Source organism: Streptomyces sp. NBC_01390 (assembly GCF_045040105.1).
In the GTDB taxonomy this organism is placed as follows: Bacteria; Actinomycetota; Actinomycetes; order Streptomycetales; family Streptomycetaceae; genus Streptomyces.
Genome location: NZ_CP109551.1, coordinates 5,041,780 through 5,067,710, shown reverse-complemented (window position 1 = coordinate 5,067,710; position 25,931 = coordinate 5,041,780). Strand labels below are relative to the sequence as shown.

The window sequence follows — 25,931 nt, the reverse complement described above, 5'->3', positions numbered from 1 at the left end:
CCGTAGTGGATTCGGAGTGGAAAGTTCTCACACGAACCTGTCCTCATCGGGAGCGGGTTGCGCAGGCTTCCGGGGAATCTCTCAGAAGATGCACAGGTTAAGGACTTTCTCATGGGCGTCTCACATGAGAATCAGAGTTTCAGTCACATGAAGACCTCCTAATGTCCGGGGAATGCATTCCGAGCCTGCCATCGAAAACCGCGCCGCCGGCCGCGGCCCTGGCCCCGGCCGTCGCCGTAAGAGCGGCAAGGGGTCCGACGGGTCCGCGGACGGCCCCGTGTTCGTGGACAACTCCGGCCGCCGGGCGAAACTGCTCCGCCGGTTCGGCACCCTCGTCGGTGTCGTCTGTCTTGGGTATGCCGTCGTGCTCGGCATGGCCTTCATGGGCTGGGGCACGTCGCTCACTTCGTCCTCGATGCTGCCCTTCGGGCGCGGTGGCCCCGGCGGCAGCCAGCGCCCGGGCACCAACCAGCAGCCGCAGGGCGGCTTCGGTGCGGCCCGGTCGGGCGCGCCCACCGGCGGCGCCACTCCGCCCGCCAGGCCCTCCGGCACTCCGCCGGCGGGCATTGCCACGGGCGAGCCGCCCGCTTCGACACGGACCATCACCGCGACCGCCACTGCGTCCGCTTCCGCGGACGCCAACTGACCGGAACGCAGCCACCACATGACTACGACGACCACCTCGCGCGGCCGCAGGCGCGCCCCCTCGAAGGTGCAGCGGGCCGCCGGCAAGGCCGCGGCGCTGCAGAAACCGCGAGTCATCCTCGCCCTGCTGCTTCTGCTCGCGCTGACCAGCGTGATGCTGCTCGACGGCTATCTGCGCGCGGAGGTCGGCGGCGACCAGCGCGTACGCACCGGGGCCAGCTCGAACGACGTCCCCGACAAGGTCATCGACGGCGGACCGATCCTCAGCTTCCGCAACGGGCAGGCCGTGACCCAGTCCGTGCCGGAGAAGACCATCGCGCTCACCTTCGACGACGGTCCGAACCCCACCTGGACGCCCCAGGTCCTGAAGATCCTTGAGGAGTACGACGTCCCCGGCACGTTCTTCGTCGTCGGGTCGATGGTGTCGCGCTACCCGAGCATCGTCCAGACGATGGTCGACCAGGGCAACGAGATCGGCATCCACACCTTCACGCACGTCGACCTCTCTTATCAGAGCGACGCCCGCGTCAACCGTGAGATGCAGCAGACCCAGCTCGCGCTGGCGGGCGCGGCCGGCATCACGACGACGCTGTTCCGGGCGCCGTACTCGTCGGAGGCGGACGCCATCGACAACTACAGCTGGCCCGTCTACAAGAAGCTCGGCGAGGAGGGCTACACCAGCGTCTTCGTCGACACCGACAGCGACGACTGGAAGCGGCCCGGCGTCTCGGAGATCATCAAGGGGGCCACACCGGAGGACGGCAAGGGCGCCTCGGTGCTCTTCCACGACGCCGGCGGCGAGCGCTCACAGACGATCAAGGCGCTGCCGACGTACATCAAGAAGATGAAGGCCGCCGGCTACACCTTCACCACCATCAGTGGCGCGATCCAGCAGGACGTGAGCACACAGCAGACGGCCACGGCCACCGGGACGGGGACAGGCACTGGTACGGGTGCCACAGCGGGCTCGGATACCGGCACAGGCACCGCCACGGGTGCTCCGGACACCGGCGAGGGCCGGCGCGCCGGCGGTGCACCGACCGGCCGGCAGGGCAACGGCCAGCAGAGCAACGGCCAGCTCGGCAACGGGCAGGCGGGCAACGGCCCCGGAGGCGCGGGGAGGTCGAGTCTCCAGGCCGCCCACCGCACCGCCACCGGCGCGACCCTCTACGAGGGCAAGGCCCTCATCGCGGCCGTGGCGGTCGCCGAATGGGCCGTACCGGGGTTGGCGACCGGACTCGCGGTCGTCGGCTTCGCCGTCATGGGCCGGTTCGGAATGATGGTGCTCCTCGCCCGCCGCCACTACCGGCAACGCAACCGGAAGCGCGGCCGGGGCGGAAAGTTCAGCTGGGGACCGACGGTCACCCGTCCGGTCACCGTGATCGTGCCCGCGTACAACGAGAAGGAGTGCATCGCCAACACCCTTGAGTCGCTGGCGAAGAGCACCCACCCGATCGAGGTCATCGTCGTGGACGACGGCTCCGACGACAACACGTCCCAGATCGCCCGCGACGCCGCCCTCTCCTTCGGTATGACGAACGTCCGGGTCATCCGCCAGGAGAACGCCGGCAAGCCCGCCGCCCTCAACAACGGTGTCCGCAACGCCAGTTACGACATCGTCATCATGATGGACGGCGACACGGTCTTCGAGCCGGACGCCGTGCACCAGCTCGTGCAGCCCTTCGCCGACCCCGAGGTGGGCGCGGTCGCGGGCAACGCGAAGGTCGGCAACCGCAACACGATCATCGGCGCCTGGCAGCACATCGAGTACGTGATGGGCTTCAACCTGGACCGCCGTATGTACGACCTGCTGCGCTGCATGCCCACCATCCCCGGTGCGATCGGCGCGTTCCGCCGTGACGCGGTCCTGGAGGTCGGCGGCATGAGCGAGGACACGCTCGCCGAGGACACCGACATCACCATCGCGATGCACCGCGCGGGCTGGCGGGTCGTCTATCAGGAGCACGCCAAGGCCTGGACGGAGGCGCCGGGTTCGCTGAAGCAGCTGTGGAGCCAGCGCTACCGCTGGTCGTACGGCACGATGCAGGCCCTCTGGAAGCACCGAAAGTCCCTTACGGACAAGGGCCCGTCGGGCCGCTTCGGCCGCGTCGGCATGCCTTTGGTGGTCATCTTCCAGATCATCACGCCGGTCTTCGCCCCGCTGATCGACGTCTTCACGGTCTACTCGATGATCTTCGTCGACTTCCGGGCGGCGATCCTGGCCTGGCTGGCGGTCCTTGGCATCCAACTTGTCTGCGCGGCCTACGCGTTCCGTCTGGACCGGGAGCAGTACCGGTACCTGCTGATGATGCCGCTGCAGCAACTGGCCTACCGCCAGATGATGTACCTCGTCCTCATCCACTCCTGCATCACCGCCCTCACCGGCGGCCGCCTGCGCTGGCAGAAACTGAAGCGCACGGGCGAGGTCGGCACTCCGGCGGGGGCAAGCTGATGAGCTGGGGGACGGATCAGCAGGGTTACGGCCACGGCTACGACAGCAACTACGGATACGGCTACAGCTACGAGTACGCGTACGGGCAACAGCCGTACCCCCAGCAGTACGCCGAACAAGGCCAAGCCGCCTACGAGCAGCAGGAGTACGTGCCGGAGTACGCGGAAGAGCTGAACCCCGCTGCCGAGGACACCAACGTCAGCGACACCAAGGAGACCCAACTCCCGCCGCAGGCGAGGAAGCCGGCGGGTCGCGACCGCTACTTCGACACCCTCCGTGCCGTCGCTCTCGTCCGAGTAGTGACCTACCACACCTTCGGCTGGGCCTGGGCCGGCATGGTGTTCCCGTCGATGGGGATCATGTTCGCCCTCGCCGGCACACTGATGGCGAAGTCCCTGGAACGCCCCGCCCTCAAGGTGATCAGGAGCCGGGTCCGCCGGCTCCTGCCCCCCTTCTGGTTCTGGGGCTTCTTCGTGATCGTCGCGATGATGGTCCACGACTGGATGCCGGGCTGGCAGATCGTCTTCTGGGTCGTGCCGCTCGGCGACCCGCCGGGCAGCGCCTGGGGCGAGCAGGCCTGGGAGATCCTCTGGTACCTGCGCACATACCTCTGGTTCGTCCTGCTGTCCCCGCTGCTGCTGCGGACGTTCCGCCTGGCCCCGGTGGCCGTGCTGCTCCTCTCCCTGGCCCCGATCGTGGCGTTCCACTACCTCTGGGAGCCCCCGGACAACCGCTTCGGCAACGGCGCCACGGACCTGGCCACCTTCCTCTTCTGCTGGGTGCTCGGTTTCGCGCACCGCGAGGGCGTCCTGCAACGGCTCAAGCCGGCGCTGGTGGTCCTGCTCTCCCTGGCCGCCATCGGGTTCGGCGGCTGGTACGCGTTCACTCACCAGGCCGAGACGGGCTCCTACGACCTCGACGACATCCCGCTCGCGCAGGCGTTCTGGTCGGCGGGCTTCGTGACGCTGCTGATGTACGCGAAGGCGCACTTCGAGATCGGCTTCGGGTGGCTCACCCGCTACAAGCGGCTCGACCGCATCGTGACGATCTTCAACGCGCGCGCCGTCACGCTCTATCTCTGGCACGAGATCGCCCTGATCCTGGCCGTCCCCCTGATCGACCAGTTCTGGAACGTCCCTGCCTTCGAGAAGTACCTGCCGCTGGAGAGCCAGTGGTTCATGTTCGGCGTCGGCTGGATCCTGATCGCCGTGTTCATCCTGCTGTGCGGCTGGGTGGAGGACGTCGCCGCCAAGAAGAAACCGACACTGCTCCCGTAGGCGACTGACTGACCGACCGGCCGACTGGTGCGGTGACGGGCCGGGCGCTTCAGGCACGCCCGGGCCGCCCCGGCCGCGCCCGGCCCGCACTCGTGCCGCCGGGAGGCCGTGACGTACGTACTGCCACAATGGGCACGTGACCCGCGCATCCCTGAACAAGCAGCCGCACGAAGTCGCCTCGATGTTCGACGACGTGGCGGAACGGTACGACCTCACGAACGACGTGCTCTCGCTCGGTCAGGACCGAGTGTGGCGCAAGGAGGTCGCGAAGGCGGTCGACGCCCGCCCGGCGCAGAAGATCCTCGACCTGGCCGCCGGTACGGCCACGTCCTCCCTCCCCTTCGCCCGCACGGGCGCGTACGTCGTCCCCTGCGACTTCTCCCTCGGCATGCTCAGGGTCGGCAAGCGGAACAACCCCTGGCTGCCCTTCACGGCGGGCGACGCCACCCGGCTGCCCTTCAAGGACGACACCTTCGACGCGGTGACGATCTCCTTCGGGCTGCGCAACGTCCAGGACACCGGCGCGGCGCTGCGCGAGCTGTACCGGGTCACGCGCCCCGGCGGACGGGTCGTGATCTGCGAGTTCTCGCACCCGACCTGGGCACCCTTCCGCACGGTGTACACGGAGTACCTGATGCGCGCCCTGCCCCCGGTCGCCCGCGCGGTCTCCTCGAACCCCGGCGCGTACGTCTACCTCGCCGAGTCCATCCGCGCCTGGCCCGACCAGCCGGCCCTGGCCGAACTGCTGCGCGACGCGGGCTGGTCGAAGACCGCCTGGCGCAACCTCACGGGCGGCGTCGTGGCCCTGCACCGCGGCTTCAAACAGCCGTAACCGTCGAGGTTCTCTCCCCGCCGGTCATCCGATCACCTCGAACGCGTCCCGGGGCCGGTCCAGTTCGCGCTCCAGCCCGCCCCTTGGCGGCTTCGGCAACCGTGGCTCACGCACCCCCGCGCCACCGCCGCCCTCCCCGTCCCCGAAGTCGAACCACACGGTGACGAAGGCGCCGCGCGGTATCTCGACACCGGGCGGCGGATACTGCCGTACGACGTAGTCGACGACGGTGAGATGGAATTCGGGCCGGTCGGGCGCGGCGAGCAGCACCCCGTGAGCCCTTGCCCTCTCGCGCGCGTCCATGGCCATGAGGCCGACTAGCTTCGGCACACGCACGTCGGGTGTGTTGGGTGTTGTGCGCACAGACGTCACCCCCAGCGGTACGGGCAGGGTAACCCCGGCCGCGTACCGTCCGGAAGCGTTGAGTGATTTTCAGCGCCGAATAACTACCCTCTGCAACCGATGGCGATCACAGATCAAGCCGGTAGCAGTGCCCCTCCTGCTCCAGCGTCGGCGTCGTGAAGACGTCCGTGAGCCGCATGCCCAGCCGTCGGGTGACCGCGATGGACCGCACGTTGCGGGAGAGGACCATCGCGACCACGCTGGACACGCCCGCCGAACGCACCCTGTCCAGCGTCAACCCGGCCGCGGCGGTCGCGTACCCCTGCCCCCAGTAGGCCCGTCCGAGCCGCCAGCCGATCTCGATCTCCCCCTTGGGACCCCAGTCCTGCGGCCACGGCTGGGCGCCCGTGAAGCCGATGACCTGGTCCGACTCGTCGAGCATGGTCCAGAAGCAGAACCCGTACTCGGCGTCGTGCCGGCGCTGGCGGGCGGTGAGTTCCTCGTAGACGGACAGTTCCGCCGACCTGCCCCCGTGGAACTCCATGACATCGGGGTCGTCGAAGACCCGATGCCACGCGAAGGCGTCCTCGTCGGTGGGAACACGGAGGCGTACTACGGGGAGCGCTCGGTTCACGGGGCAGCCCTTCAGCCGGGTGATCAGTACTGCTGAATAGACTGCCCATGTCCAGTGCCGGTCGGCACGCAGATTTGAGAGTCTTGGGGAGAACCCGTCGTGACCGAGCCCCTCTCCGAAAACACCGCCGATGTGATCGTCGTCGGGGCCGGACCAGCCGGTTCCACGACCGCGTACTACCTGGCGAAGGCCGGACTCGACGTACTGCTGCTGGAAAAGACCAGCTTCCCGCGCGAGAAGGTGTGCGGCGACGGCCTCACGCCGCGGGCGACCAAGCAGCTCGTCGCGATGGGCATCGACATCTCCGAGGAGGCCGGCTGGCTGCGGAACAAGGGCCTCCGCATCATCGGCGGCGGTGTCCGCCTCCAGCTCGACTGGCCGGAACTCGCCTCCTTCCCGGACTACGGCCTCGTCCGCAAGCGCGACGACTTCGACGAACAGCTCGCCCGCCAGGCCCAGAAGGCGGGCGCGCGCCTGTACGAACGCTGCAACGTCGGCGCCCCGATCACCGACGACCGCACCGGCCGTATCACCGGCGTGCACGCGAAACTCGGTGAGGACAAGCGCGAGGTCACCTTCCACGCGCCGCTGGTGGTCGCGGCCGACGGCAACTCCACCCGCCTGTCCCTGGCGATGGGGCTGCACCGCCGAGAGGACCGCCCGATGGGCGTCGCGGTCCGTACGTACTTCACCTCTCCGCGCCACGAGGACGACTACCTGGAGTCCTGGCTGGAACTCTGGGACCGGCGAGGGGCCCAGGACCGCCTGCTCCCGGGCTACGGCTGGATCTTCGGCATGGGCGACGGCACGTCCAACGTCGGCCTCGGCGTCCTCAACACCTCGGACGCCTTCAAGGAGCTGGACTGGCGCGAGGTGCTGAAGGCCTGGTGCGCGTCGATGCCGGAGGACTGGGGCTACACCCCCGACAACATGACCGGCCCGATCCGCGGCGCCGCCCTTCCCATGGCCTTCAACCGGCAGCCCCACTACACGAAGGGCCTGCTGCTCGTCGGCGACGCCGGCGGCCTGGTGAACCCCTTCAACGGCGAGGGCATCGCCTACGCCATGGAGTCCGGCCAGATCGCCGCCGACGTCATCGTCCAGGCCCACGCGCGGGCCACACCGGCCCAGCGGGAGATCGCGCTCCAGCGCTACCCGCGCGTGCTCAAGGACACCTACGGCGGCTACTACACGCTGGGCCGCGCCTTCGTGAAGCTCATCGGCAACCCGAAGGTCATGAAGATCGCGGCCGAACGCGGCCTGACCCACCCCCTGTTGATGAAGTTCACCCTGAAGATGCTGGCCAACCTGACCGACCCGACAGGCGGCGACGCGATGGACCGGATCATCAACGGCCTGAGCAAGGTGGCCCCGAAGGCGTGAAGGGCAGCGGCCCTGTCAGGAACTGCGGGAGCTGAGGGTCTCCTGCTTGGCGGCCCGTCGCGCGAACACTTCGTCGCGACGGGCCGCCACCTGCCGCAGCGCGTCCTTCCGCTCCCGCTTGGAGAGCCGGTCCAGATACACGCGTCCGTTCACGTGGTCCGTCTCGTGCTCCAGACACCGGGCGAAGTACCCGGTCCCGTCGACGACAAGAGGTTTCCCGTCCTGGTCGAGCCCGCGCACGGCGGCACGATCCGGACGCGGTACGTCCATCACGGCCCCCGGCACGGACAGACAGCCCTCGCCCTCGTCGAGGAGGCGCCGGTCGCCCGCGTCGAGCGGATCGAGCACCGGGTTGACGATGTGCCCGACATGCCGGACACCGTCGTCGTCCGAGCAGTCGTAAACGAACAGCCGCAGACCGACGCCGACCTGGTTCGCCGCGAGCCCGGCTCCGTCGGCCACGTACATGGTCAGGAACATGTCGTCGATGAGCGCGGCGAGTTCGGGCCCGAACTCGGTCACGTCCCGGCACGGCTTGTGCAGGACCTCTTCGCCCACTTCGGTGATGCGCCGTACGCTCCCACGCTGCGCCTCGGGCGTGAGCCGCGGATACGAGTCGACGGGCCTGCCCTGTACGAAGACACGAGGCATCGCTGTCTCTCCTTCTGCTGTGCGGAGTGCTGAAAGCACCGAGGCCTCAGCCTCACACAGCCACCCCCTCAGGGGACGGAGAAGGGCCGCTGCCCACCAGCGGCAGCGACCCTCACCCGTGAATCCCGTGAATCCTCGACGGTCCGCTCAGAGAACGCGCACCGCGCCCGACGCCGGGTATCCCGAGAGGTCCTGGACGACGACGCCCTTGGACGGGTTGGCCGCGTCCAGGTACTGGCCGTTCCCCACGTACACCCCGACGTGGTACGCCGAACCCTTCGCACCCCAGTACAGGATGTCGCCGACCTGGATGTTCGACAGCGAGACCTCGGTGCCCTGCATCGACTGGTCCTGCGAGACCCGGGGGAGATCCACGCCGACCTGCTTGAACGCGGCCTGGACCAGGGAGGAGCAGTCCCACGCGTTGGGTCCCGTGGCGCCCAGGACGTAGGCGTCGCCCAGCTGCGCGTTGAGGAAGGCGATGACGGTCGCGACGCTGCCACTCGCGGGGGCGGCCACCTGCGACGTCTGAGAGCTCGAGGTCGAACCCGAGGCGGCCAGGGTCGTGCGCTCGGCAGAGCGGGAGACAGCAGCCTCCGCAGCGGCCTTGCGAGCGGCCTCCGCCTTCTCCTTGGCCTCCGCCTTCTGCTTCGCCTCCGCGAGGTCCTTACGGGCCTCCTGGGCGGCCTTGGAGGCCGCGGCGTCACGCTCCGCCTCGAGCTCGTAGTTCGCGGCGGCCTGCTGCGTGGCGTCCGCGGACTCGGCGATCTGAGTAGCCAGGTCGGCCGTGAGGGTGGGCAGTTCGAGTGTCTGCGTCACAGGTTCGGCGGCGTTCGCCGCACTGGACGCACCCGCCACTGCCAGGGTGCTGAGAACGCCACCGGCGACTCCGGCGCGCATCGCCAGCGACGAGGTGCCGGCACGCCGGGGTTTCCGGTGGCTTCGTATGTGAGCGGTAGCGGTGTGGGACATGGGTACTAGCGGTACCAGCGACTCCTCCATACCTTCAAGAAACGTGTGCTGCGCCACAGTTGTTCAATCGAGCCCCCAAATTCCCGGACTGTCACTCTTTATTGACGCCGTAACGGGCATTGCGGACACAGGTGATCATGCCTGTGATCATGCACTTTCGTTGGTACGCCCGAATTGCCCGCTGCTTACCATCGGTTGCGGTCCGTGGCCAACCCCCGATCTTCACAGGCCTTCACAGGTGTGGTGGAGGTCACGGAACGGTCACCGGTCGGGGTGCGTCTCGCGGGGGAACCGCCGATCACGGCCGCTCGTGAACGCGTGCACGCACGGACAGGCGTCCACATTCACCACTTCTTCCCCTCGCGGGTGTGAACGCGCTCCACTATCAAGCGCTCCTGTCCACCGCCAATTTGCATGCAGGGGAAGTCTCTTGATATGGAGACGCCACCTCTGACCAGCGGTAACCGGGGAAAATGTCACCTCTGGTGATCGCGTGGACGCTTCGCGTGTGAAGATCACCGCTCATCCGACTTCATGATCCTTCGTCAGGTGGTGGAGATCACAAAGGTTCGGCAATACCCCGTGTCGCAGATCACAGACCCCCGGGCATAGGATGCGGGGCAGTTGGGCTTGTGACCTGCTTCACATGTTCTCGATCTTCGCCGGGACGGGCGGGGTTCGCAGGGCGGACGAGGCGGCACCGGCCCCAAGCAATCGCCAGCAGTCAGTGCCGACTGAGAGGAGCGAGGAGCGGTGAACGCGTATGCGCCCATCCTCGTACTGGGAGCCCTCGGGGCAGGCTTTGCGATCTTCTCCGTGATCATGGCTTCGCTCATCGGCCCGAAGCGGTACAACCGGGCCAAACTCGAAGCTTATGAATGCGGGATCGAGCCGACACCCACGCCGGTCGGCGGTGGGCGATTCCCCATCAAGTACTACCTGACGGCGATGCTCTTCATCGTCTTCGACATCGAGATCGTCTTCCTCTACCCCTGGGCCGTCACCTTCGACGCCCTGGGTGTTTTCGGGCTCGTGGAGATGTTGCTCTTCGTGCTCACCGTCTTCGTGGCGTACGCGTACGTATGGCGGCGCGGCGGCCTGGAATGGGACTGAGGGGCCTCTAAGACATGGGACTCGAAGAAAAACTGCCGAGCGGATTCCTGCTGACCACCGTCGAGCAGGCCGCGGGCTGGGTGCGCAAGGCGTCCGTCTTCCCCGCCACGTTCGGACTCGCCTGCTGCGCCATCGAGATGATGACCACCGGCGCGGGCCGCTACGACCTGGCGCGCTTCGGCATGGAGGTCTTCCGCGGCTCACCCCGCCAGGCGGACCTGATGATCGTGGCCGGCCGGGTCAGCCAGAAGATGGCCCCGGTGCTGCGGCAGGTCTACGACCAGATGCCCAACCCCAAGTGGGTGATCTCCATGGGGGTCTGCGCCTCGTCGGGCGGCATGTTCAACAACTACGCCATCGTGCAGGGCGTCGACCACATCGTGCCGGTCGACATCTATCTGCCCGGTTGCCCGCCACGGCCCGAAATGCTGATCGACGCGATCCTCAAGCTGCACCAGAAGATCCAGAGCTCCAAGCTCGGGGTGAACGCCGAGGAAGCGGCCCGCGAGGCGGAGGAGGCCGCGCTCAAGGCACTGCCCACGATCGAGATGAAGGGGCTGCTGCGATGAGCGACGCGAACGGCACCGGAGCGGACAGGCCGGCCGAGGGGGTCAACCCCGAGAAGGACCTCGCCGCGTCCAACCTCCCCGGCCAGCGCGGCGACGGCGGCGAGGAGATCCGCGTCCAGCGCGGCATGTTCGGCGCCAACAACGGTGGCGACACCTCCGGTTACGGCGGCCTGGTCCGCTCCGTCCGGCTCCCGGGCGACTCGGCGAGGCCGTACGGCGGCTGGTTCGACGAGGTCGCCGACGAACTCGAGGGCGCCCTGGAGGAACAGGGACTGGTCCCCGAGAACGTGATCGAGAAGACGGTCGTCGACCGTGACGAGCTGACGTTCCACGTCGAACGCGCGTACCTGCTCAGCGTCGCCCAGACCCTGCGCGACGACCCCGCCCTGCGCTTCGAACTCTGCACGGGCGTGAGCGGAGTCCACTACCCGCACGACAAGGGCCGTGAGCTGCACGCCGTCTACCACCTGCGCTCGATCACCCACAACAGGCTGATCCGCCTCGAAGTCAGCGCCCCGGACAGCGACCCGCACGTCCCGTCGCTGGTCTCCGTCTATCCGACGAACGACTGGCACGAACGCGAGACGTACGACTTCTTCGGGATCATCTTCGACGGCCACCCGGCCCTCACGCGGATCATGATGCCGGACGACTGGCCGGGCCATCCGCAGCGCAAGGACTACCCCCTCGGCGGCATCCCCGTCGAGTACAAGGGCGCCCAGATCCCGGCTCCGGACCAGCGGAGGTCGTACTCATGAGCACGCAGCACGCAACTCCGCGCGACACCACCGAGGGCGCCGTATACACGGTCACCGGTGGCGACTGGGACGAGGTCGTCCAGTCCGCGGCCCGTGCCGACGACGAACGCATCGTCGTCAACATGGGTCCGCAGCACCCCTCCACCCACGGAGTGCTCCGCCTCATCCTGGAGATCGACGGAGAGACGGTCACCGAGGCCCGCTGCGGCATCGGCTATCTGCACACCGGTATCGAGAAGAACCTCGAGTTCCGCACGTGGACGCAGGGCACGACCTTCGTCACGCGCATGGATTACCTGACGTCCTTCTTCAACGAGACCGCCTACTGTCTCGCCGTCGAGAAGCTCCTCGGCATCGAGGACCAGATCCCCGACCGCGCCACCCTCATCCGCGTGCTCCTCATGGAGCTCAACCGGCTGTCCTCGCACCTCGTGTGCATCGCCACCGGCGGGATGGAACTCGGCGCCACCACGATCATGATCTACGGATTCCGTGATCGTGAAATGATTCTCGACATCTACGAGCTCATCACGGGCCTGCGGATGAACCACGCGTACATCCGGCCCGGCGGACTCGCCCAGGACCTGCCGCCCGGCGCGGTGGACCACATCCGCGAGTTCGTGAAGAAGATGCGGAAGAACCTCCCCGAATACGACAAGCTCGCCACCGGGAACCCCATCTTCAAGGCCCGTATGCAGAACGTCGGTCACCTCGACCTGGCCGGCTGCATGGCCCTCGGCGCCACCGGCCCGATCCTGCGCTCCACCGGCCTCCCGCACGACCTGCGCAAGTCCCAGCCCTACTGCGGCTACGAGACGTTCGACTTCGACGTCCCCACCGCCGACTCCTGCGACTCCTACGGCCGCTTCCTGATCCGCCTGGAGGAGATGCGCCAGTCGCTCAGGATCGTCGAGCAGTGCCTGGACCGGCTGCAGCCCGGCCCGGTCATGGTCACCGACAAGAAGATCGCCTGGCCTGCCCAGCTCGCCCTGGGACCGGACGGACTGGGCAACTCCCTGGACCACATCAAGAACATCATGGGCACCTCCATGGAGGCCCTGATTCACCACTTCAAGCTGGTGACCGAGGGGTTCCGCGTCCCGCCGGGACAGGCGTACGCGGCTGTCGAGTCACCCAAGGGCGAACTCGGGGTGCACGCCGTTTCCGACGGAGGCACCCGCCCCTTCCGGGTCCACTTCCGGGACCCGTCCTTCACCAATCTGCAGGCCATGGCGGCGATGTGCGAGGGCGGCCAGGTCGCCGACGTCATCGTCGCTGTCGCGTCCATCGACCCCGTGATGGGAGGCGTCGACCGGTGACCACCACCCCCGAGGGCGTCAGCCTGGGCATGCCCCAACTGCCCGCGCCCGACTACCCGGACGATGTTCGAGCCCGACTCGAAGCGGACTCCCGCGAGGTCATCGCCCGCTACCCGGACTCCCGGTCCGCCCTCCTGCCGTTGCTGCATCTCGTGCAGTCGGAGGAGGGCCATGTCACACGCACCGGGATGCGGTTCTGCGCGGACATGCTGGGCCTGACCACGGCCGAGGTCACCGCGGTCGCCACCTTCTACTCCATGTACCGCCGGGGCCCCTCCGGCGACTACCAGGTGGGCGTCTGCACCAACACCCTGTGCGCGGTGCTGGGCGGCGACGCCATCTTCGAGACCCTCCAGGAGCACCTCGGTGTCGCCAACGGCGGGACGACCGAGGACGGCAAGGTCACTCTGGAGCACATCGAGTGCAACGCGGCCTGCGACTTCGCACCCGTCGTGATGGTCAACTGGGAGTTCTTCGACAACCAGACGCCGGCCAGTGCCAAGCGCCTCGTCGACGACCTGCGCGCGGGCGTGGAGGTCGAACCCACGCGCGGTGCCCCCCTGTGCACGTTCAAGGACACCGCCCGCATCCTGGCGGGCTTCCCCGACACCCGGGACGGAGCCGTCGAGGCGAGCGGCAGCGCGGGTCCCGCCTCGCTGACCGGGCTCCGGCTGGCCAAGGGCGAGAGCCCCGCGCGAGTGGTGCACCCCAGGGGCGGCGACTCCAGGGACACGTCACCGCAGGCCTCGTCCTCCGCCGCCGAGCACCTCAGTTCGCACGACGCGCCGCAGGACACGGCGGCGTCCGACCCCTCCCACCCGGCGGGGCCCGTCACCGAGGAGGGGGAGTGATGACAATGGCACCTGCAATCAACGAGACCAGCCCGGAGAAGCTGCTCGCACCCGTGCTGTCGGCCTTCTGGGACGAGGACCGGTCCTGGAGCCTCGACGTCTACCGGAGGCACGAAGGGTACGAGGGACTCCGCAAGGCCCTCGCGATGACCCCGGACGACCTCATCGCGTACGTCAAGGAGTCCGGTCTGCGCGGTCGCGGCGGTGCGGGATTCCCTACGGGAATGAAATGGCAGTTCATTCCTCAGGGTGATGGAAAGCCACACTATCTAGTTGTCAACGCCGACGAATCGGAGCCGGGAACCTGTAAGGACATCCCGCTCCTCTTCGCGAACCCGCATAGCCTCATCGAGGGCATTGTGATCGCGTGTTATGCCATCAGGTCTTCGCATGCCTTCATCTATCTGCGCGGTGAAGTCGTACCAGTGCTGCGGCGGTTGCACGAGGCCGTACGTGAGGCCTATGCGGCGGGCTACCTCGGCAAGGACGCACTCGGCAGCGGACTCGACCTCGAACTCACCGTGCACGCGGGCGCGGGCGCGTACATCTGTGGTGAAGAGACCGCACTGCTCGACTCGCTCGAAGGCCGCCGGGGTCAACCGCGGCTCCGTCCCCCCTTTCCTGCTGTCGCAGGGCTCTATGCGTGCCCAACTGTTGTAAATAACGTCGAGTCGATCGCGTCAGTTCCCGCGATTCTGCAAAAGGGCAAAGAATGGTTCCGCTCGATGGGGAGCGAGAAGTCCCCGGGCTTCACGCTCTACTCGCTCAGCGGCCATGTCACCAATCCGGGCCAGTACGAGGCCCCGCTCGGCATCACGCTCCGCCAACTCCTCGACATGAGCGGCGGGATGCGCTCCGGCCACCGGCTGAAGTTCTGGACACCGGGTGGCTCCTCGACACCGATGTTCACCGACGAGCACCTCGACGTCCCTCTTGACTACGAAGGAGTGGGCGCCGCGGGTTCCATGCTCGGCACAAAAGCACTCCAGTGCTTCGACGAGACCACCTGTGTCGTCCGGGCGGTCACCCGCTGGACCGAGTTCTACGCCCACGAGTCCTGCGGCAAGTGCACGCCCTGCCGTGAAGGAACGTACTGGCTCGTGCAGTTGCTGCGCGACATCGAGGCGGGCAAGGGCGTCATGTCCGACCTCGACAAGCTGAACGACATCGCCGACAACATCAACGGCAAGTCCTTCTGCGCCCTCGGCGACGGCGCCGCCTCGCCGATCTTCTCCTCCCTCAAGTACTTCCGCGAGGAGTACGAGGACCACATCACGGGCCGGGGCTGCCCCTTCGACCCGGCCAAGTCCACGGCCTGGGCCGACCGCACGGAGGTGAACGCATGACGGTGACCACGAGCGCCCCCTCCGGAGGGGGCGACGCGGCGGTCCCGCCGGAAGATCTCGTCTCGCTGAAGATCGACGGCATCGACATCAGCGTGCCCAAGGGCACCCTGGTGATCCGCGCCGCCGAACAACTCGGCATCGAGATCCCGCGCTTCTGCGACCACCCCCTCCTCGACCCGGCCGGCGCGTGCCGCCAGTGCATCGTCGAGGTCGAGGGTCAGCGCAAGCCCATGGCGTCCTGCACGATCACCTGTACGGACGGGATGGTCGTCAAGACTCACCTCACCTCACCTGTGGCCGAAAAGGCCCAGCACGGGGTGATGGAGCTGCTCCTCATCAACCACCCGCTCGACTGCCCGGTCTGCGACAAGGGCGGCGAGTGCCCCCTGCAGAACCAGGCCATGTCCCACGGCCAGTCGGAGTCCCGCTTCGAAGGCAAGAAGCGGACCTACGAGAAGCCGGTACCGATCTCCACGCAGGTGCTGCTCGACCGCGAGCGGTGCGTGCTGTGTGCCCGCTGCACCCGCTTCTCCAACCAGATCGCCGGCGACCCGATGATCGAGCTGATCGAGCGCGGCGCCCTCCAGCAGGTCGGCACCGGTGAGGGCGACCCCTTCGAGTCGTACTTCTCCGGGAACACGATCCAGATCTGCCCGGTCGGCGCGCTGACCTCGGCGGCGTATCGCTTCCGCTCCCGCCCCTTCGACCTCGTCTCCTCACCCTCGGTGTGCGAGCACTGCTCCGGCGGCTGCGCGACCCGCACCGACCACCGGCGCGGCAAGGTCATGCGGCGCCTGGCCGCACCCGACGCCGAGGTCAACGAGGAGTGGCTCTGCGACAAGGGACGCTTCGGCTTCCGGTACGCGCAGAGGCCGGACCGGCTCCAGACGCCCCTGGTACGCAATGCCGACGGCGTCCTGGAGCCCGCCTCCTGGCCCGAGGCGCTGGAAGCGGCGGCACAGGGACTCCTCGCGGCCCGCAGCCGTACGGGCGTTCTCACCGGCGGCCGGCTCACCGTCGAGGACGCCTACGCGTACAGCAAGTTCGCGCGCGTGGCCCTCGACACCAACGACATCGACTTCCGCGCGCGCGTGCACAGCGCCGAGGAGGCCGACTTCCTGGCCGCCAGGGTCGGCGGACGCGGACGCGACCTCGACGGTACGGGTGTCACGTACACCTCCCTGGAGAAGGCGCCCGCGGTCCTGCTGGTCGGGTTCGAGTCCGAGGAGGAGGCACCCGGCGTCTTCCTGCGGCTGCGCAAGGCCTGGCGGGGACACGGACAGCAGGTCTTCTCGCTCGCCACGCACGCGACCCGTGGCCTGAGGAAGGCCGGCGGCACGCTGCTGCCCGCCGCCCCCGGCACCGAGACCGAGTGGCTGGACGCGCTCGGAAGCGGGTTCGGGCTGGAGGAGAGCGGGACGAGGGCCGCCGAGGCGCTGCGCACCGAGGGCGCCGTGATCGTCGTCGGTGAACGGCTTGCCGCAGTGGCGGGCGGGCTCACCGCCGCCGTACGGGCCGCTTCCACGACCGGCGCCCAGCTGGTGTGGATCCCGCGCCGGGCCGGGGAGCGCGGTGCCGTCGAGGCCGGCGCGCTGCCGTCGCTGCTGCCGGGCGGACGTCCGGCGACCGACCCGCGCGCGCGGGACGAGGTCGCCGTCGCCTGGGGTGTGGCCGAGCTTCCCCACCGCTTCGGCCGCGACACCGGTCAGATCGTCGAGGCCGCCGCCGGAGGCGAGCTGCGGGCCCTGGTGGTCGCCGGCGTGGAGGTCGCCGACCTGCCCGATCCGGCACGCGCGCGTGACGCCCTTCACGAAGTGGGCTTCCTGGTGTCGCTGGAACTGCGGCCCAGCGAGGTCACCGAGCACGCGGATGTCGTACTCCCGGTCGCCGCGGTCGCCGAGAAGGCGGGCACCTTCCTCAACTGGGAGGGCCGGGGCCGCCCCTTCGAGGCCGCGCTCAAGCCCGACCAGATGACCCGGCGCCTGGTGCCGTCCGACGCCCGCGTGCTCCAGATGCTGGCCGACGCCATGGACGTACACCTGGGCCTGCCGGATCTGCGCACCGCGCGACTGGAACTCGACCGGCTCGGGGTCTGGGACGGGACGCGGGCCGGCAACCCGCTGGAGATCGGCGCCCAGTTGCCGCGTCCGGCCGCCGGGGAAGCCGTGCTCGCCGGGCACCGCCTGCTGCTCGACCAGGGGCGCCTCCAGGAGGGCGACGACGCCCTCGCCGGGACGCGGCACGCCGCACACGCGCGCGTGTCGGTCGCCACGGCCGCCGAAGCGGGGGTCAAGGACGGCGATCTGCTGGCCGTGACCGGTACCGCCGGGACGGTCGAACTCCCCCTCCTGGTCACCGAGATGCCCGACCGCGTGGTCTGGCTGCCGTTGAACTCCACCGGAGGCGGCGTCGCCTCCGACACCGGGGCGCTGCCCGGCGCACTCGTCCGCATCGGCCCGGCGACCCTCGCCTCCGACGCACCCAAGGAGGTGGAGGCATGAGCCCGTACCTCGCCGCTGAAGACCTCTCCATGTTCGGCACCGACCCCTGGTGGCTGGTCGTCGTCAAGGCGGTCTTCTGCTTCGCCTTCCTGATGATCACCGTGCTGTTCTCCATCGTGTGGGAACGCAAGGTCGTCGCCTGGATGCAGTTGCGCGTCGGCCCCAACAGGCACGGCCCCTGGGGGATGCTCCAGTCGCTCGCCGACGGCGTCAAACTGATGCTCAAGGAAGACCTGATCGTCAAGCGCGCGGACAAGGTGGTGTACATCCTCGCGCCGGTCATCGCGGCCATCCCGGCCTTCATGGCCATCGCGGTGATCCCCTTCGGGCCGGCCGGCAACGAGGTCTCGATCTTCGGCACCCGTACGACGATGCAGCTCACCGACCTGCCGATCGCGATGCTCTACATCCTCGCGGTCGCGTCGGTGGGCATCTACGGCATCGTGCTGGCGGGCTGGAGCTCCGGGTCCACCTACCCTCTGCTGGGCGGTCTGCGGTCCTGCGCCCAGATGATCTCGTACGAGATCGCGATGGGCGCCGCCTTCGCCTCGGTGTTCCTCTACTCGGGGTCGATGTCGACCTCGACCATCGTCGAACAGCAGCACGACCGCTGGTACGTCGTTCTGCTGCCGGTGTCCTTCCTCATCTACATCGTGACGATGATCGGCGAGACCAACCGCGCCCCCTTCGACATGCCGGAGTCCGAGGGCGACCTGGTCGGCGGCTTCAACACCGAGTACTCGTCCATCAAGTTCGCGCTGTTCATGCTCGCCGAGTACGTCAACATGGTGACCGTCTCGGCCGTGTCGGTGACGCTCTTCCTGGGCGGCTGGAGGGCTCCCTGGCCCATCAGCACCTTCTGGGAGGGCGCCAACCACGGCTGGTGGCCGATGGCCTGGTTCGTCATCAAGGTGCAGCTGCTGCTGTTCTTCTTCATCTGGCTGCGCGGCACGCTCCCGCGTGTCCGCTACGACCAGCTGATGAAGCTCGGCTGGAAGGTCCTCATCCCGGTTTCGCTGGTCTGGCTGATGCTGGTCGCGACCGTACGGACCCTGCGCAACGAGAACTACGACTTCGCCGACATCGCCCTCTACGTGGGCGGCGGCGTCCTCGCCCTGCTCCTGCTCTCGTTCGTGGCCGACATCTTCCGCGACAGGGGCAAGGCGCAGCAGACGGCAGCCGCCGAACCCGTCGTGTTCGACCCGATGGCGGGCGGATTCCCCGTACCGCCACTGCCGGGACAGGAGGCGCCGGCGGTGCCGCGCAGGCGTCCGCGCCGGGAGCGCGAGTTGATTGTCAGTGGTGGACCGGATACTGGCAGTGACGGATCTCTGGATGGAAAGGAGGCGTCCGATGGCTGAGGAGCCTAAGGAGACCGGGCAGTCGAAGCCCGGCTTCCAGAACCCCGTGGCCGGCTTCGGCGTGACCTTCAAGGCCATGTTCAAGAAGCGGCTGACCGAGCAGTACCCCGAGCAGCAGAAGACCACCGCTCCCCGGTTCCACGGACGGCACCAGCTCAACCGCCATCCGGACGGCCTGGAGAAGTGCATCGGCTGCGAACTGTGCGCCTGGGCCTGCCCCGCGGACGCCATCTATGTGGAGGGCGCCGACAACACCGACGAGGAGCGCTACTCGCCGGGCGAGCGGTACGGCGCGGTCTACCAGATCAACTACGCCCGCTGCATCCTGTGCGGGCTGTGCATCGAGGCGTGCCCCACGCGCGCGTTGACGATGACAAACGAGTTCGAGCTGGCCGACAGCAGCCGCGCCAACCTCATCTACACCAAGGAACAGCTGCTCGCCGGACTGGACGAGGGCATGGTCGACTCGCCCCACTCGATCTTCCCCGGCACCGACGAGCAGGACTACTACCGGGGGCTGGTCACCGAGGCAGCACCCGGCACGGTCCGCCAGGTCGCCGTCTCCAAGGGCGAGAGGCCCGAGGAAGAGGGGGTGGAGGCATGAGCGCGCAGCTCGCCGCCTACTCCACCTCCACGGGTGAGGCGTTGCAATTCTGGGTGCTGGGCACCGTCGCGGTGGCCGGAGCCCTGTGCACCGTCTTCATGAAGAGGGCCGTGCACAGCGCGCTCTGTCTCGCCGGAACCATGATCATCCTGGCGGTGTTCTACCTGGCCAACGGCGCCTACTTCCTGGGCGTCGTCCAGATCGTCGTCTACACCGGCGCGATCATGATGCTGTTCCTCTTCGTGGTCATGCTCGTCGGTGTCACCGCCGCGGACTCCCTCAAGGAGACCATCAAGGGGCAGCGCTGGCTGGCCCTGGTGTGCGGGCTCGGCTTCGGCGTCCTGCTGGTCGCGGGCGTCGGAAACGCCTCCCTGAAGGAGTTCACCGGTCTCGGTCAGGCGAACGCGAACGGCAACGTGGAGGGCCTGGCCGCCCTCATCTTCACGAAGTACGTGTTCGCCTTCGAGATCACCGGCGCCCTGCTGATCACGGCCGCCGTCGGCGCCATGGTGCTCACGCACCGCGAGCGCACCGAGCGCGCCAAGACCCAGCGCGAGATGGCCGAACAGCGTGTGCGGGAAGGCAAGCACCTGCCGCCGCTGCCCGCCCCCGGTGTGTACGCCCGGCACAACGCGGTGGATGTCGCGGGCCTGCTGCCCGACGGCACCCCGGCCGAGCTGTCGGTCATGCAGACGCTGCGTCAGCGCGGCCAGATCCGCGATGTGTCCGCCGAGGCCATCAATGACCTCAAGGCCCTTGAACAGCGCGCCGAGGACCGTCTGGAGCGCACCAACGTCGGCTCGAACGGTCGCTCGAGCAGTGGGGAGGCGTCCAAGTGAACCCGGTCAACTACCTCTATCTCGCCGCCCTGTTGTTCACGATCGGCGCCACCGGCGTCCTGATCAGGCGCAACGCGATCGTCGTCTTCATGTGCGTCGAGCTGATGCTCAACGCCTGCAACCTCGCGTTCGTCACCTTCTCCCGGATGCACGGCAATCTCGACGGCCAGGTCATCGCCTTCTTCACGATGGTCGTCGCCGCCGCGGAGGTCGTCGTCGGGCTCGCGATCATCGTGTCGCTGTTCCGTTCCCGCCACTCGGCCTCGGTCGACGACGCCAGCCTGATGAAGCTGTAAGGGGTCGCTGAACCGTGAACGCTGAGAATCTGATTGCGCTGCTGGTGGCGGCGCCTCTGCTCGGAGCGGCCGTACTGCTGTGCGGTGGCCGGCGGCTGGACGCCGTCGGCCACTGGATCGGCACGGCCCTCGCCGCCTGCTCCTTCGTGATCGGCGTGATCCTCTTCGCCGACATGCTGGGCAAGGACGCCGAGCACCGCGCCCTGATGCAGCACCTGTTCAGCTGGGTCCCCGTCGAGGGCTTCCAGGCCGACGTCGCCTTCCAGCTCGACCAGCTGTCGATGACGTTCGTCCTGCTGATCACCGGCGTCGGCTCGCTGATCCACGTGTACTCGATCGGGTACATGGAGCACGACGAGCGGCGCCGCCGCTTCTTCGGCTATCTGAACCTGTTCCTCGCGGCGATGCTGCTGCTCGTCCTCGCCGACAACTACCTCCTGCTGTACGTCGGCTGGGAGGGCGTCGGCCTCGCCTCGTACCTCCTGATCGGTTTCTGGCAGCACAAGCCCAGCGCCGCGACCGCCGCGAAGAAGGCCTTCCTGGTCAACCGCGTCGGTGACATGGGCCTGTCGATCGCCATCATGCTGATGTTCACCACCTTCGGGACCTTCGCCTTCGGACCGGTTTTCGAAGCCACCGGCGAGACGGGCGAGGGCAAGCTCACCGCCATCGCGCTGATGCTGCTGCTCGCGGCCTGCGGCAAGTCCGCCCAGGTGCCGCTGCAGTCCTGGCTCGGGGACGCGATGGAGGGCCCGACCCCGGTCTCGGCCCTCATCCACGCGGCGACGATGGTGACCGCCGGTGTGTACCTGATCGTCCGCTCCGGGGAGATCTTCAACGCGGCGCCCGACGCCCAGTTGGTGGTCACCGTGGTCGGCGCCGTCACGCTCCTCTTCGGTGCGATCGTCGGTTGCGCGAAGGACGACATCAAGAAGGCGCTGGCCGGCTCGACCATGTCGCAGATCGGCTACATGATCCTCGCGTCCGGTCTCGGGCCCATCGGCTACGTCTTCGCGATCATGCACCTGGTGACCCACGGCTTCTTCAAGGCCGGACTGTTCCTCGGTGCCGGCTCGGTCATGCACGGGATGAACGACGAGGTCGACATGCGCAAGTACGGCGGCCTCCGCAAGCACATGCCCGTGACCTTCGTGACCTTCGGTCTCGGCTACCTCGCCATCATCGGCTTCCCGGGTCTGTCCGGCTTCTTCTCCAAGGACAAGATCATCGAGGCGGCGTTCGCCAAGGGCGGCGTCGAGGGCTGGATCCTGGGCAGTGTGGCTCTGCTGGGCGCGGCCATCACCGCGTTCTACATGACGCGCGTGATGCTGATGACGTTCTTCGGCGAGAAGCGCTGGCAGCCCGACGAGAACGGCAACGAGCCGCACCCGCACGAGTCCCCGAAGTCCATGACGATCCCCATGATCGTGCTGGCCTTCGGGTCGGTCTTCGCGGGCGGGTTCTTCAGCATCGGCGACCGCTTCCTGAACTGGCTGGAGCCAGTCACCGAGCACTCGCACGGAAATCCGCCGGTCAGCGCCCTCACGGTCACGCTGTCCACCATGGTCGTGCTCGTCATCGGCGTCGGCGTCGCGTACCTCCAGTACGGGCGCCGTCCGGTCCCGGTCGTCGCCCCGCGCGGATCGCTGCTCACCCGGGCCGCCCGCCGCGACCTCCTCCAGGACGACTTCAACCACGTCGTCCTCGTGCGCGGCGGGGAGCACCTCACCCGCTCCCTGGTGTACGTCGACCACACCCTGGTCGACGGGGTCGTCAACGGTACGGCGGCCTCCATGGGCGGCCTCTCCGGACGGCTCCGCAAGCTGCAGAACGGCTACGCGCGCTCGTACGCGGTCTCGATGTTCGGCGGTGCGGCGATCCTCATCGCCGCGACCCTGCTGATGAGGGCGGTCTGATACCGATGTCCTTTCCCCTCCTGACAGCGACGGCGGCGCTCCCGGCCCTCGGAGCGATCGCCACGGCGGCCGTGCCGGCCGCGCGGCGTAACGCCGCCAAGTGGCTCGCGCTGCTGGTCTCGCTCGCCACTCTGGCGCTCGCCGCGATCGTCCTGGTGCGCTTCGACCCGGGCGGTGACCGCTACCAGCTCACCGAATCCCGCGCCTGGATCAAGGACTTCGGGGTGCAGTACGAACTGGGCGTGGACGGCATCGCCGTGGCGCTCATCGCGCTCACCGCACTGCTGATCCCGTTCGTGATCCTGGCCGGCTGGCACGACGCCGACCCCCTGGAGACCGGGAACACGCGGTGGCGGCCCACCCAGGGCTTCTTCGCGCTGATCCTGGCCGTCGAGGCGATGGTGATCATCTCCTTCGAGGCCACCGACGTCTTCCTCTTCTACATCTTCTTCGAAGCCATGCTCATCCCGATGTACTTCCTCATCGGCGGCTTCGGCGACCGTGCCCACGAGCACGGCGAGGAAACGGCGTCCACGCAACGCTCGTACGCGGCGGTGAAGTTCCTCCTCTACAACCTCGTCGGCGGCCTGATCATGCTGGCGGCCGTGATCGGCCTCTATGTGGTGGCGGGGAGCTTCTCGCTCTCGGAGATCGCCGCGGCGCGGGCCAACGGTTCGCTGGACATGGCGACGAACACCGAACGCTGGCTGTTCCTGGGCTTCTTCTTCGCCTTCGCGGTGAAGGCGCCCCTGTGGCCGCTGCACACCTGGCTGCCCAACGCCATGGGGGAGGCCACCACACCGGTCGCCGTGCTGATCACGGCGGTCGTCGACAAGGTGGGCACCTTCGCGATGCTCCGCTTCTGCCTCCAGCTGTTCCCGGAGGCGTCGAAGTGGGCGACGCCCGTCATCCTCGTACTGGCGCTGATCAGCATCATCTACGGGGCGCTGCTCGCCGTCGGGCAGCGGGACATCAAGCGGCTGGTCGCGTACGCGTCGATCTCGCACTTCGGGTTCATCATCCTGGGCATCTTCGCGATGACCAGCCAGGGCCAGTCGGGCGCGACGCTGTACATGGTCAACCACGGGATCTCGACGGCCGCGCTGATGCTGGTGGCCGGCTTCCTGATCTCGCGGCGCGGCTCACGGCTCATCGCCGACTACGGAGGCGTCCAGAAGGTCGCCCCGGTGCTCGCCGGCACGTTCCTGATCGGCGGGCTCGCGACCCTGTCGCTTCCGGGCCTCGCGCCCTTCGTGAGCGAGTTCCTGGTCCTGGTGGGCACGTTCGCGCGCTACCCGGTGGTCGGCATCATCGCCACCTTCGGCATCGTCCTCGCCGCGCTCTACACCCTCGTCCTCTACCAGCGGACGATGACGGGCCCGGTGAAGGCGGAGGTCGCCGAGATGCCGGACCTCAGGGTGCGTGAACTCGTGGTGGTGACACCGCTGATCGTGCTGCTGATCTTCCTGGGCGTCTATCCGAAGCCCTTGACCGACATCGTCAACCCGGCGGTCAAGCAGACCATGTCCGACGTCCAGAAGAAGGACCCCCAGCCCGAGGTGGAGGCGGCCAAGTGAGCGCATCAGCCGTCCACAGCCTGTGGACAACGGCGGCCGACCCGATCTCCAAGATCGACGCGCCGAAGATCGAATACGGGCAATTGTCGCCCACCCTGATCGTCATCGGTGCGGCGGTCGTCGGGATCCTGGTCGAGGCGTTCGTGCCCCGCAAATCCCGCTACTACGTACAGCTGTTCGTGTCCGTCGTCGCTCTTGTCGCCGCGTTCGCCGCGGTCGTGGGGCTCGCGACGAGCGGCTACGGCACCACCAAGGCCGGCATCGCGGCCATGGGCGCGATCGCCGTCGACGGGCCCGCACTGTTCCTGCAGGGCACGATCCTGCTTGCGGGACTGGTCGGGCTGTTCACCTTCGCCGAACGGCGGCTCGACCCCGAGGCGCACGGCAACCGCGTCGACTCGTTCGCCGCGCAGGCCGCGTCCGTACCGGGCAGCGACAGCGAGAAGGCCGCGGTGAAGGCGGGGTTCACCACCACCGAGGTGTTCCCGCTGCTGCTGTTCGCGGTCGGCGGCATGCTGATCTTCCCCTCGGCCAACGACCTGCTGACCCTGTTCGTGGCCCTGGAGATCTTCTCGCTGCCGCTGTACCTGCTGTGCGCCCTGGCCCGCCGCAAGCGGCTCATGTCGCAGGAGGCCGCGGTCAAGTACTTCCTGCTCGGCGCCTTCGCCTCCGCGTTCACCCTGTTCGGCATCGCACTGCTGTACGGCTACGCGGGCTCGGTGTCGTACGGGACGATCGCCCAGGTCGTCGACGGCACCATCAAGAACGTCGACCCGGCACTCGCCGACACCATGGGCAACGACGTGCTGCTGCTCATCGGCGCCGCGATGATCGTCATGGGTCTGCTCTTCAAGGTCGGCGCCGTCCCGTTCCACATGTGGACGCCGGACGTCTACCAGGGCGCGCCCACCCCGGTGACGGGTTTCATGGCGGCGGCGACGAAGGTGGCGGCGTTCGGCGCGCTGCTGCGGCTGCTCTACGTCGTGCTGCCGGGCCTGCGCTGGGACTGGCGGCCGGTCATGATGGGCGTCGCGGTCGTCACCATGCTGGGCGGCGCGATCGTCGCGATCACCCAGACCGACATCAAGCGGCTGCTCGCGTACTCCTCCATCGCGCACGCGGGGTTCATCCTCGCCGGTGTCATTGCCATGACACCGGACGGGGTCTCGTCCGTCCTGTTCTATCTGGGCGCGTACTCGTTCGTGACGATCGGGGCGTTCGCCGTGGTCACCCTGGTGCGGGACGCCGGGGGCGAGGCGACCCACCTGTCCAAGTGGGCGGGGCTCGGACGCCGTTCGCCGCTGGTGGCCGCGGTGTTCGCGGTGTTCCTGCTGGCCTTCGCCGGCATTCCGCTGACCTCCGGTTTCGCCGGGAAGTTCGCCGTGTTCAAGGCGGCGGCCGAGGGCGGGGCGGGAGCGCTGGTCGTGGTCGGTGTGATCTCGTCGGCGATCGCCGCGTTCTTCTACATCCGGGTGATCGTGCTGATGTTCTTCAGCGAGCCGCAGGCCGACGGACCCACCGTCGCCGTGCCCTCGCCGTTGACCATGACGGCGATCGCGGTGGGGGTGGCGGTCACCGTGGTGCTGGGTGTGGCGCCGCAGTACTTCCTCGACCTGGCGAACCAGGCGGGCGTCTTCGTGCGCTGACCAGCGGATTTCACGGATTGCGCCGGGCCCCGGTCCCCTTGTGGGAC

23 protein-coding genes are annotated in these 25,931 nt (G+C 68.2%); 19 read left to right on the top strand and 4 right to left on the bottom strand.

The window, feature by feature from the left end; translation table 11 throughout:
* Positions 1 to 172 precede the first annotated feature (172 nt).
* The 4 genes from OG241_RS22815 (at position 173) to OG241_RS22800 (ending at position 5,206) form a co-directional block, all read left to right on the top strand.
* Positions 173 to 646, top strand: a complete 474-nt coding sequence (locus tag OG241_RS22815; RefSeq protein ID WP_405817354.1) for a hypothetical protein — start codon at positions 173 to 175, stop codon at positions 644 to 646.
* 18 nt (positions 647 to 664) lie between these two features.
* Positions 665 to 3,097: a bifunctional polysaccharide deacetylase/glycosyltransferase family 2 protein gene (locus tag OG241_RS22810; protein ID WP_405817353.1), complete on the top strand. Its 2,433-nt coding sequence runs from the start codon at positions 665 to 667 to the stop codon at positions 3,095 to 3,097.
* Positions 3,097 to 4,374 carry an acyltransferase gene (locus OG241_RS22805; protein ID WP_405817352.1) on the top strand — a complete coding sequence of 426 codons (1,278 nt, stop codon included), beginning with the start codon at positions 3,097 to 3,099 and terminating at the stop codon, positions 4,372 to 4,374. Before OG241_RS22810 ends, OG241_RS22805 begins: the two co-directional genes overlap by 1 nt.
* Before the next feature lie 136 nt (positions 4,375 to 4,510).
* Positions 4,511 to 5,206 (top strand): demethylmenaquinone methyltransferase, encoded by a 696-nt coding sequence (locus OG241_RS22800; protein WP_405817351.1) that lies wholly within the window; start codon positions 4,511 to 4,513, stop codon positions 5,204 to 5,206.
* Positions 5,207 to 5,230: 24 nt separating this feature from the next.
* Here OG241_RS22800 and OG241_RS22795 read toward each other — a convergent pair whose 3' ends face one another.
* Positions 5,231 to 5,542: a PASTA domain-containing protein gene (locus OG241_RS22795; RefSeq protein ID WP_405817350.1), complete on the bottom strand. Its 312-nt coding sequence runs from the start codon at positions 5,540 to 5,542 to the stop codon at positions 5,231 to 5,233.
* A gap of 133 nt (positions 5,543 to 5,675) precedes the next feature.
* Positions 5,676 to 6,182, bottom strand: a complete 507-nt coding sequence (locus OG241_RS22790; protein ID WP_405817349.1) for a GNAT family N-acetyltransferase — start codon at positions 6,180 to 6,182, stop codon at positions 5,676 to 5,678.
* Between the two features lie 99 nt (positions 6,183 to 6,281).
* Between OG241_RS22790 and OG241_RS22785 the strand changes: the two genes are divergently transcribed.
* The gene (locus OG241_RS22785) at positions 6,282 to 7,565 is read left to right on the top strand and encodes a geranylgeranyl reductase family protein (protein ID WP_405817348.1); all 1,284 of its coding nucleotides are present in this window, start codon (positions 6,282 to 6,284) and stop codon (positions 7,563 to 7,565) included.
* A gap of 15 nt (positions 7,566 to 7,580) precedes the next feature.
* On the opposite strand, the gene def is transcribed toward OG241_RS22785, so the two are convergent.
* The gene (def, locus tag OG241_RS22780; protein ID WP_405817347.1) at positions 7,581 to 8,216 is read right to left on the bottom strand and encodes a peptide deformylase; all 636 of its coding nucleotides are present in this window, start codon (positions 8,214 to 8,216) and stop codon (positions 7,581 to 7,583) included.
* 147 nt (positions 8,217 to 8,363) lie between these two features.
* The gene (locus tag OG241_RS22775) at positions 8,364 to 9,218 is read right to left on the bottom strand and encodes a C40 family peptidase (RefSeq protein WP_405817346.1); all 855 of its coding nucleotides are present in this window, start codon (positions 9,216 to 9,218) and stop codon (positions 8,364 to 8,366) included.
* A 723-nt stretch (positions 9,219 to 9,941) separates the two neighbouring features.
* On the opposite strand from OG241_RS22775, the gene OG241_RS22770 reads away from it, so the two are divergent.
* The 14 genes from OG241_RS22770 to nuoN are packed head-to-tail and all read left to right on the top strand — an operon-like array spanning position 9,942 to position 25,884.
* Positions 9,942 to 10,301, top strand: a complete 360-nt coding sequence (locus tag OG241_RS22770; protein WP_257566486.1) for an NADH-quinone oxidoreductase subunit A — start codon at positions 9,942 to 9,944, stop codon at positions 10,299 to 10,301.
* A 14-nt stretch (positions 10,302 to 10,315) separates the two neighbouring features.
* On the top strand, positions 10,316 to 10,870 hold the full coding sequence (locus tag OG241_RS22765) for an NADH-quinone oxidoreductase subunit B family protein (RefSeq protein ID WP_006382209.1): 555 nt from the start codon (positions 10,316 to 10,318) through the stop codon (positions 10,868 to 10,870).
* Complete coding sequence (locus tag OG241_RS22760) at positions 10,867 to 11,628, top strand: NADH-quinone oxidoreductase subunit C (RefSeq protein ID WP_405817345.1); 762 nt, start codon at positions 10,867 to 10,869, stop codon at positions 11,626 to 11,628. The genes OG241_RS22765 and OG241_RS22760 overlap by 4 nt, the downstream gene beginning before the upstream one ends.
* Complete coding sequence (locus OG241_RS22755; RefSeq protein WP_405817344.1) at positions 11,625 to 12,947, top strand: NADH-quinone oxidoreductase subunit D; 1,323 nt, start codon at positions 11,625 to 11,627, stop codon at positions 12,945 to 12,947. The genes OG241_RS22760 and OG241_RS22755 overlap by 4 nt, the downstream gene beginning before the upstream one ends.
* 29 nt (positions 12,948 to 12,976) lie before the next feature.
* Entirely contained in the window at positions 12,977 to 13,798 is an 822-nt protein-coding gene (nuoE, locus tag OG241_RS22750; protein WP_405826374.1) for an NADH-quinone oxidoreductase subunit NuoE, read from the top strand.
* A complete protein-coding gene (gene nuoF / locus OG241_RS22745) occupies positions 13,798 to 15,144 on the top strand; it encodes an NADH-quinone oxidoreductase subunit NuoF (protein ID WP_405817343.1) in 1,347 nt (448 codons plus the stop codon). Before nuoE ends, nuoF begins: the two co-directional genes overlap by 1 nt.
* Positions 15,141 to 17,645: an NADH-quinone oxidoreductase subunit G gene (locus OG241_RS22740; protein WP_405817342.1), complete on the top strand. Its 2,505-nt coding sequence runs from the start codon at positions 15,141 to 15,143 to the stop codon at positions 17,643 to 17,645. The genes nuoF and OG241_RS22740 overlap by 4 nt, the downstream gene beginning before the upstream one ends.
* The gene (gene nuoH / locus OG241_RS22735) at positions 17,642 to 19,006 is read left to right on the top strand and encodes an NADH-quinone oxidoreductase subunit NuoH (RefSeq protein ID WP_405817341.1); all 1,365 of its coding nucleotides are present in this window, start codon (positions 17,642 to 17,644) and stop codon (positions 19,004 to 19,006) included. Before OG241_RS22740 ends, nuoH begins: the two co-directional genes overlap by 4 nt.
* The gene (nuoI, locus tag OG241_RS22730; protein ID WP_405817340.1) at positions 18,999 to 19,610 is read left to right on the top strand and encodes an NADH-quinone oxidoreductase subunit NuoI; all 612 of its coding nucleotides are present in this window, start codon (positions 18,999 to 19,001) and stop codon (positions 19,608 to 19,610) included. The genes nuoH and nuoI overlap by 8 nt, the downstream gene beginning before the upstream one ends.
* The gene (locus tag OG241_RS22725) at positions 19,607 to 20,449 is read left to right on the top strand and encodes an NADH-quinone oxidoreductase subunit J (RefSeq protein WP_405817339.1); all 843 of its coding nucleotides are present in this window, start codon (positions 19,607 to 19,609) and stop codon (positions 20,447 to 20,449) included. Before nuoI ends, OG241_RS22725 begins: the two co-directional genes overlap by 4 nt.
* Positions 20,446 to 20,745, top strand: a complete 300-nt coding sequence (gene nuoK, locus OG241_RS22720; protein ID WP_006382214.1) for an NADH-quinone oxidoreductase subunit NuoK — start codon at positions 20,446 to 20,448, stop codon at positions 20,743 to 20,745. Before OG241_RS22725 ends, nuoK begins: the two co-directional genes overlap by 4 nt.
* 14 nt (positions 20,746 to 20,759) lie before the next feature.
* Complete coding sequence (gene nuoL / locus OG241_RS22715; protein ID WP_405817338.1) at positions 20,760 to 22,661, top strand: NADH-quinone oxidoreductase subunit L; 1,902 nt, start codon at positions 20,760 to 20,762, stop codon at positions 22,659 to 22,661.
* 5 nt (positions 22,662 to 22,666) lie between these two features.
* A complete protein-coding gene (locus tag OG241_RS22710; protein ID WP_405817337.1) occupies positions 22,667 to 24,238 on the top strand; it encodes an NADH-quinone oxidoreductase subunit M in 1,572 nt (523 codons plus the stop codon).
* Positions 24,235 to 25,884, top strand: coding sequence for an NADH-quinone oxidoreductase subunit NuoN (gene nuoN, locus OG241_RS22705; protein ID WP_405817336.1), 1,650 nt, complete (start codon positions 24,235 to 24,237; stop codon positions 25,882 to 25,884). Before OG241_RS22710 ends, nuoN begins: the two co-directional genes overlap by 4 nt.
* Positions 25,885 to 25,931: the final 47 nt, after the last annotated feature.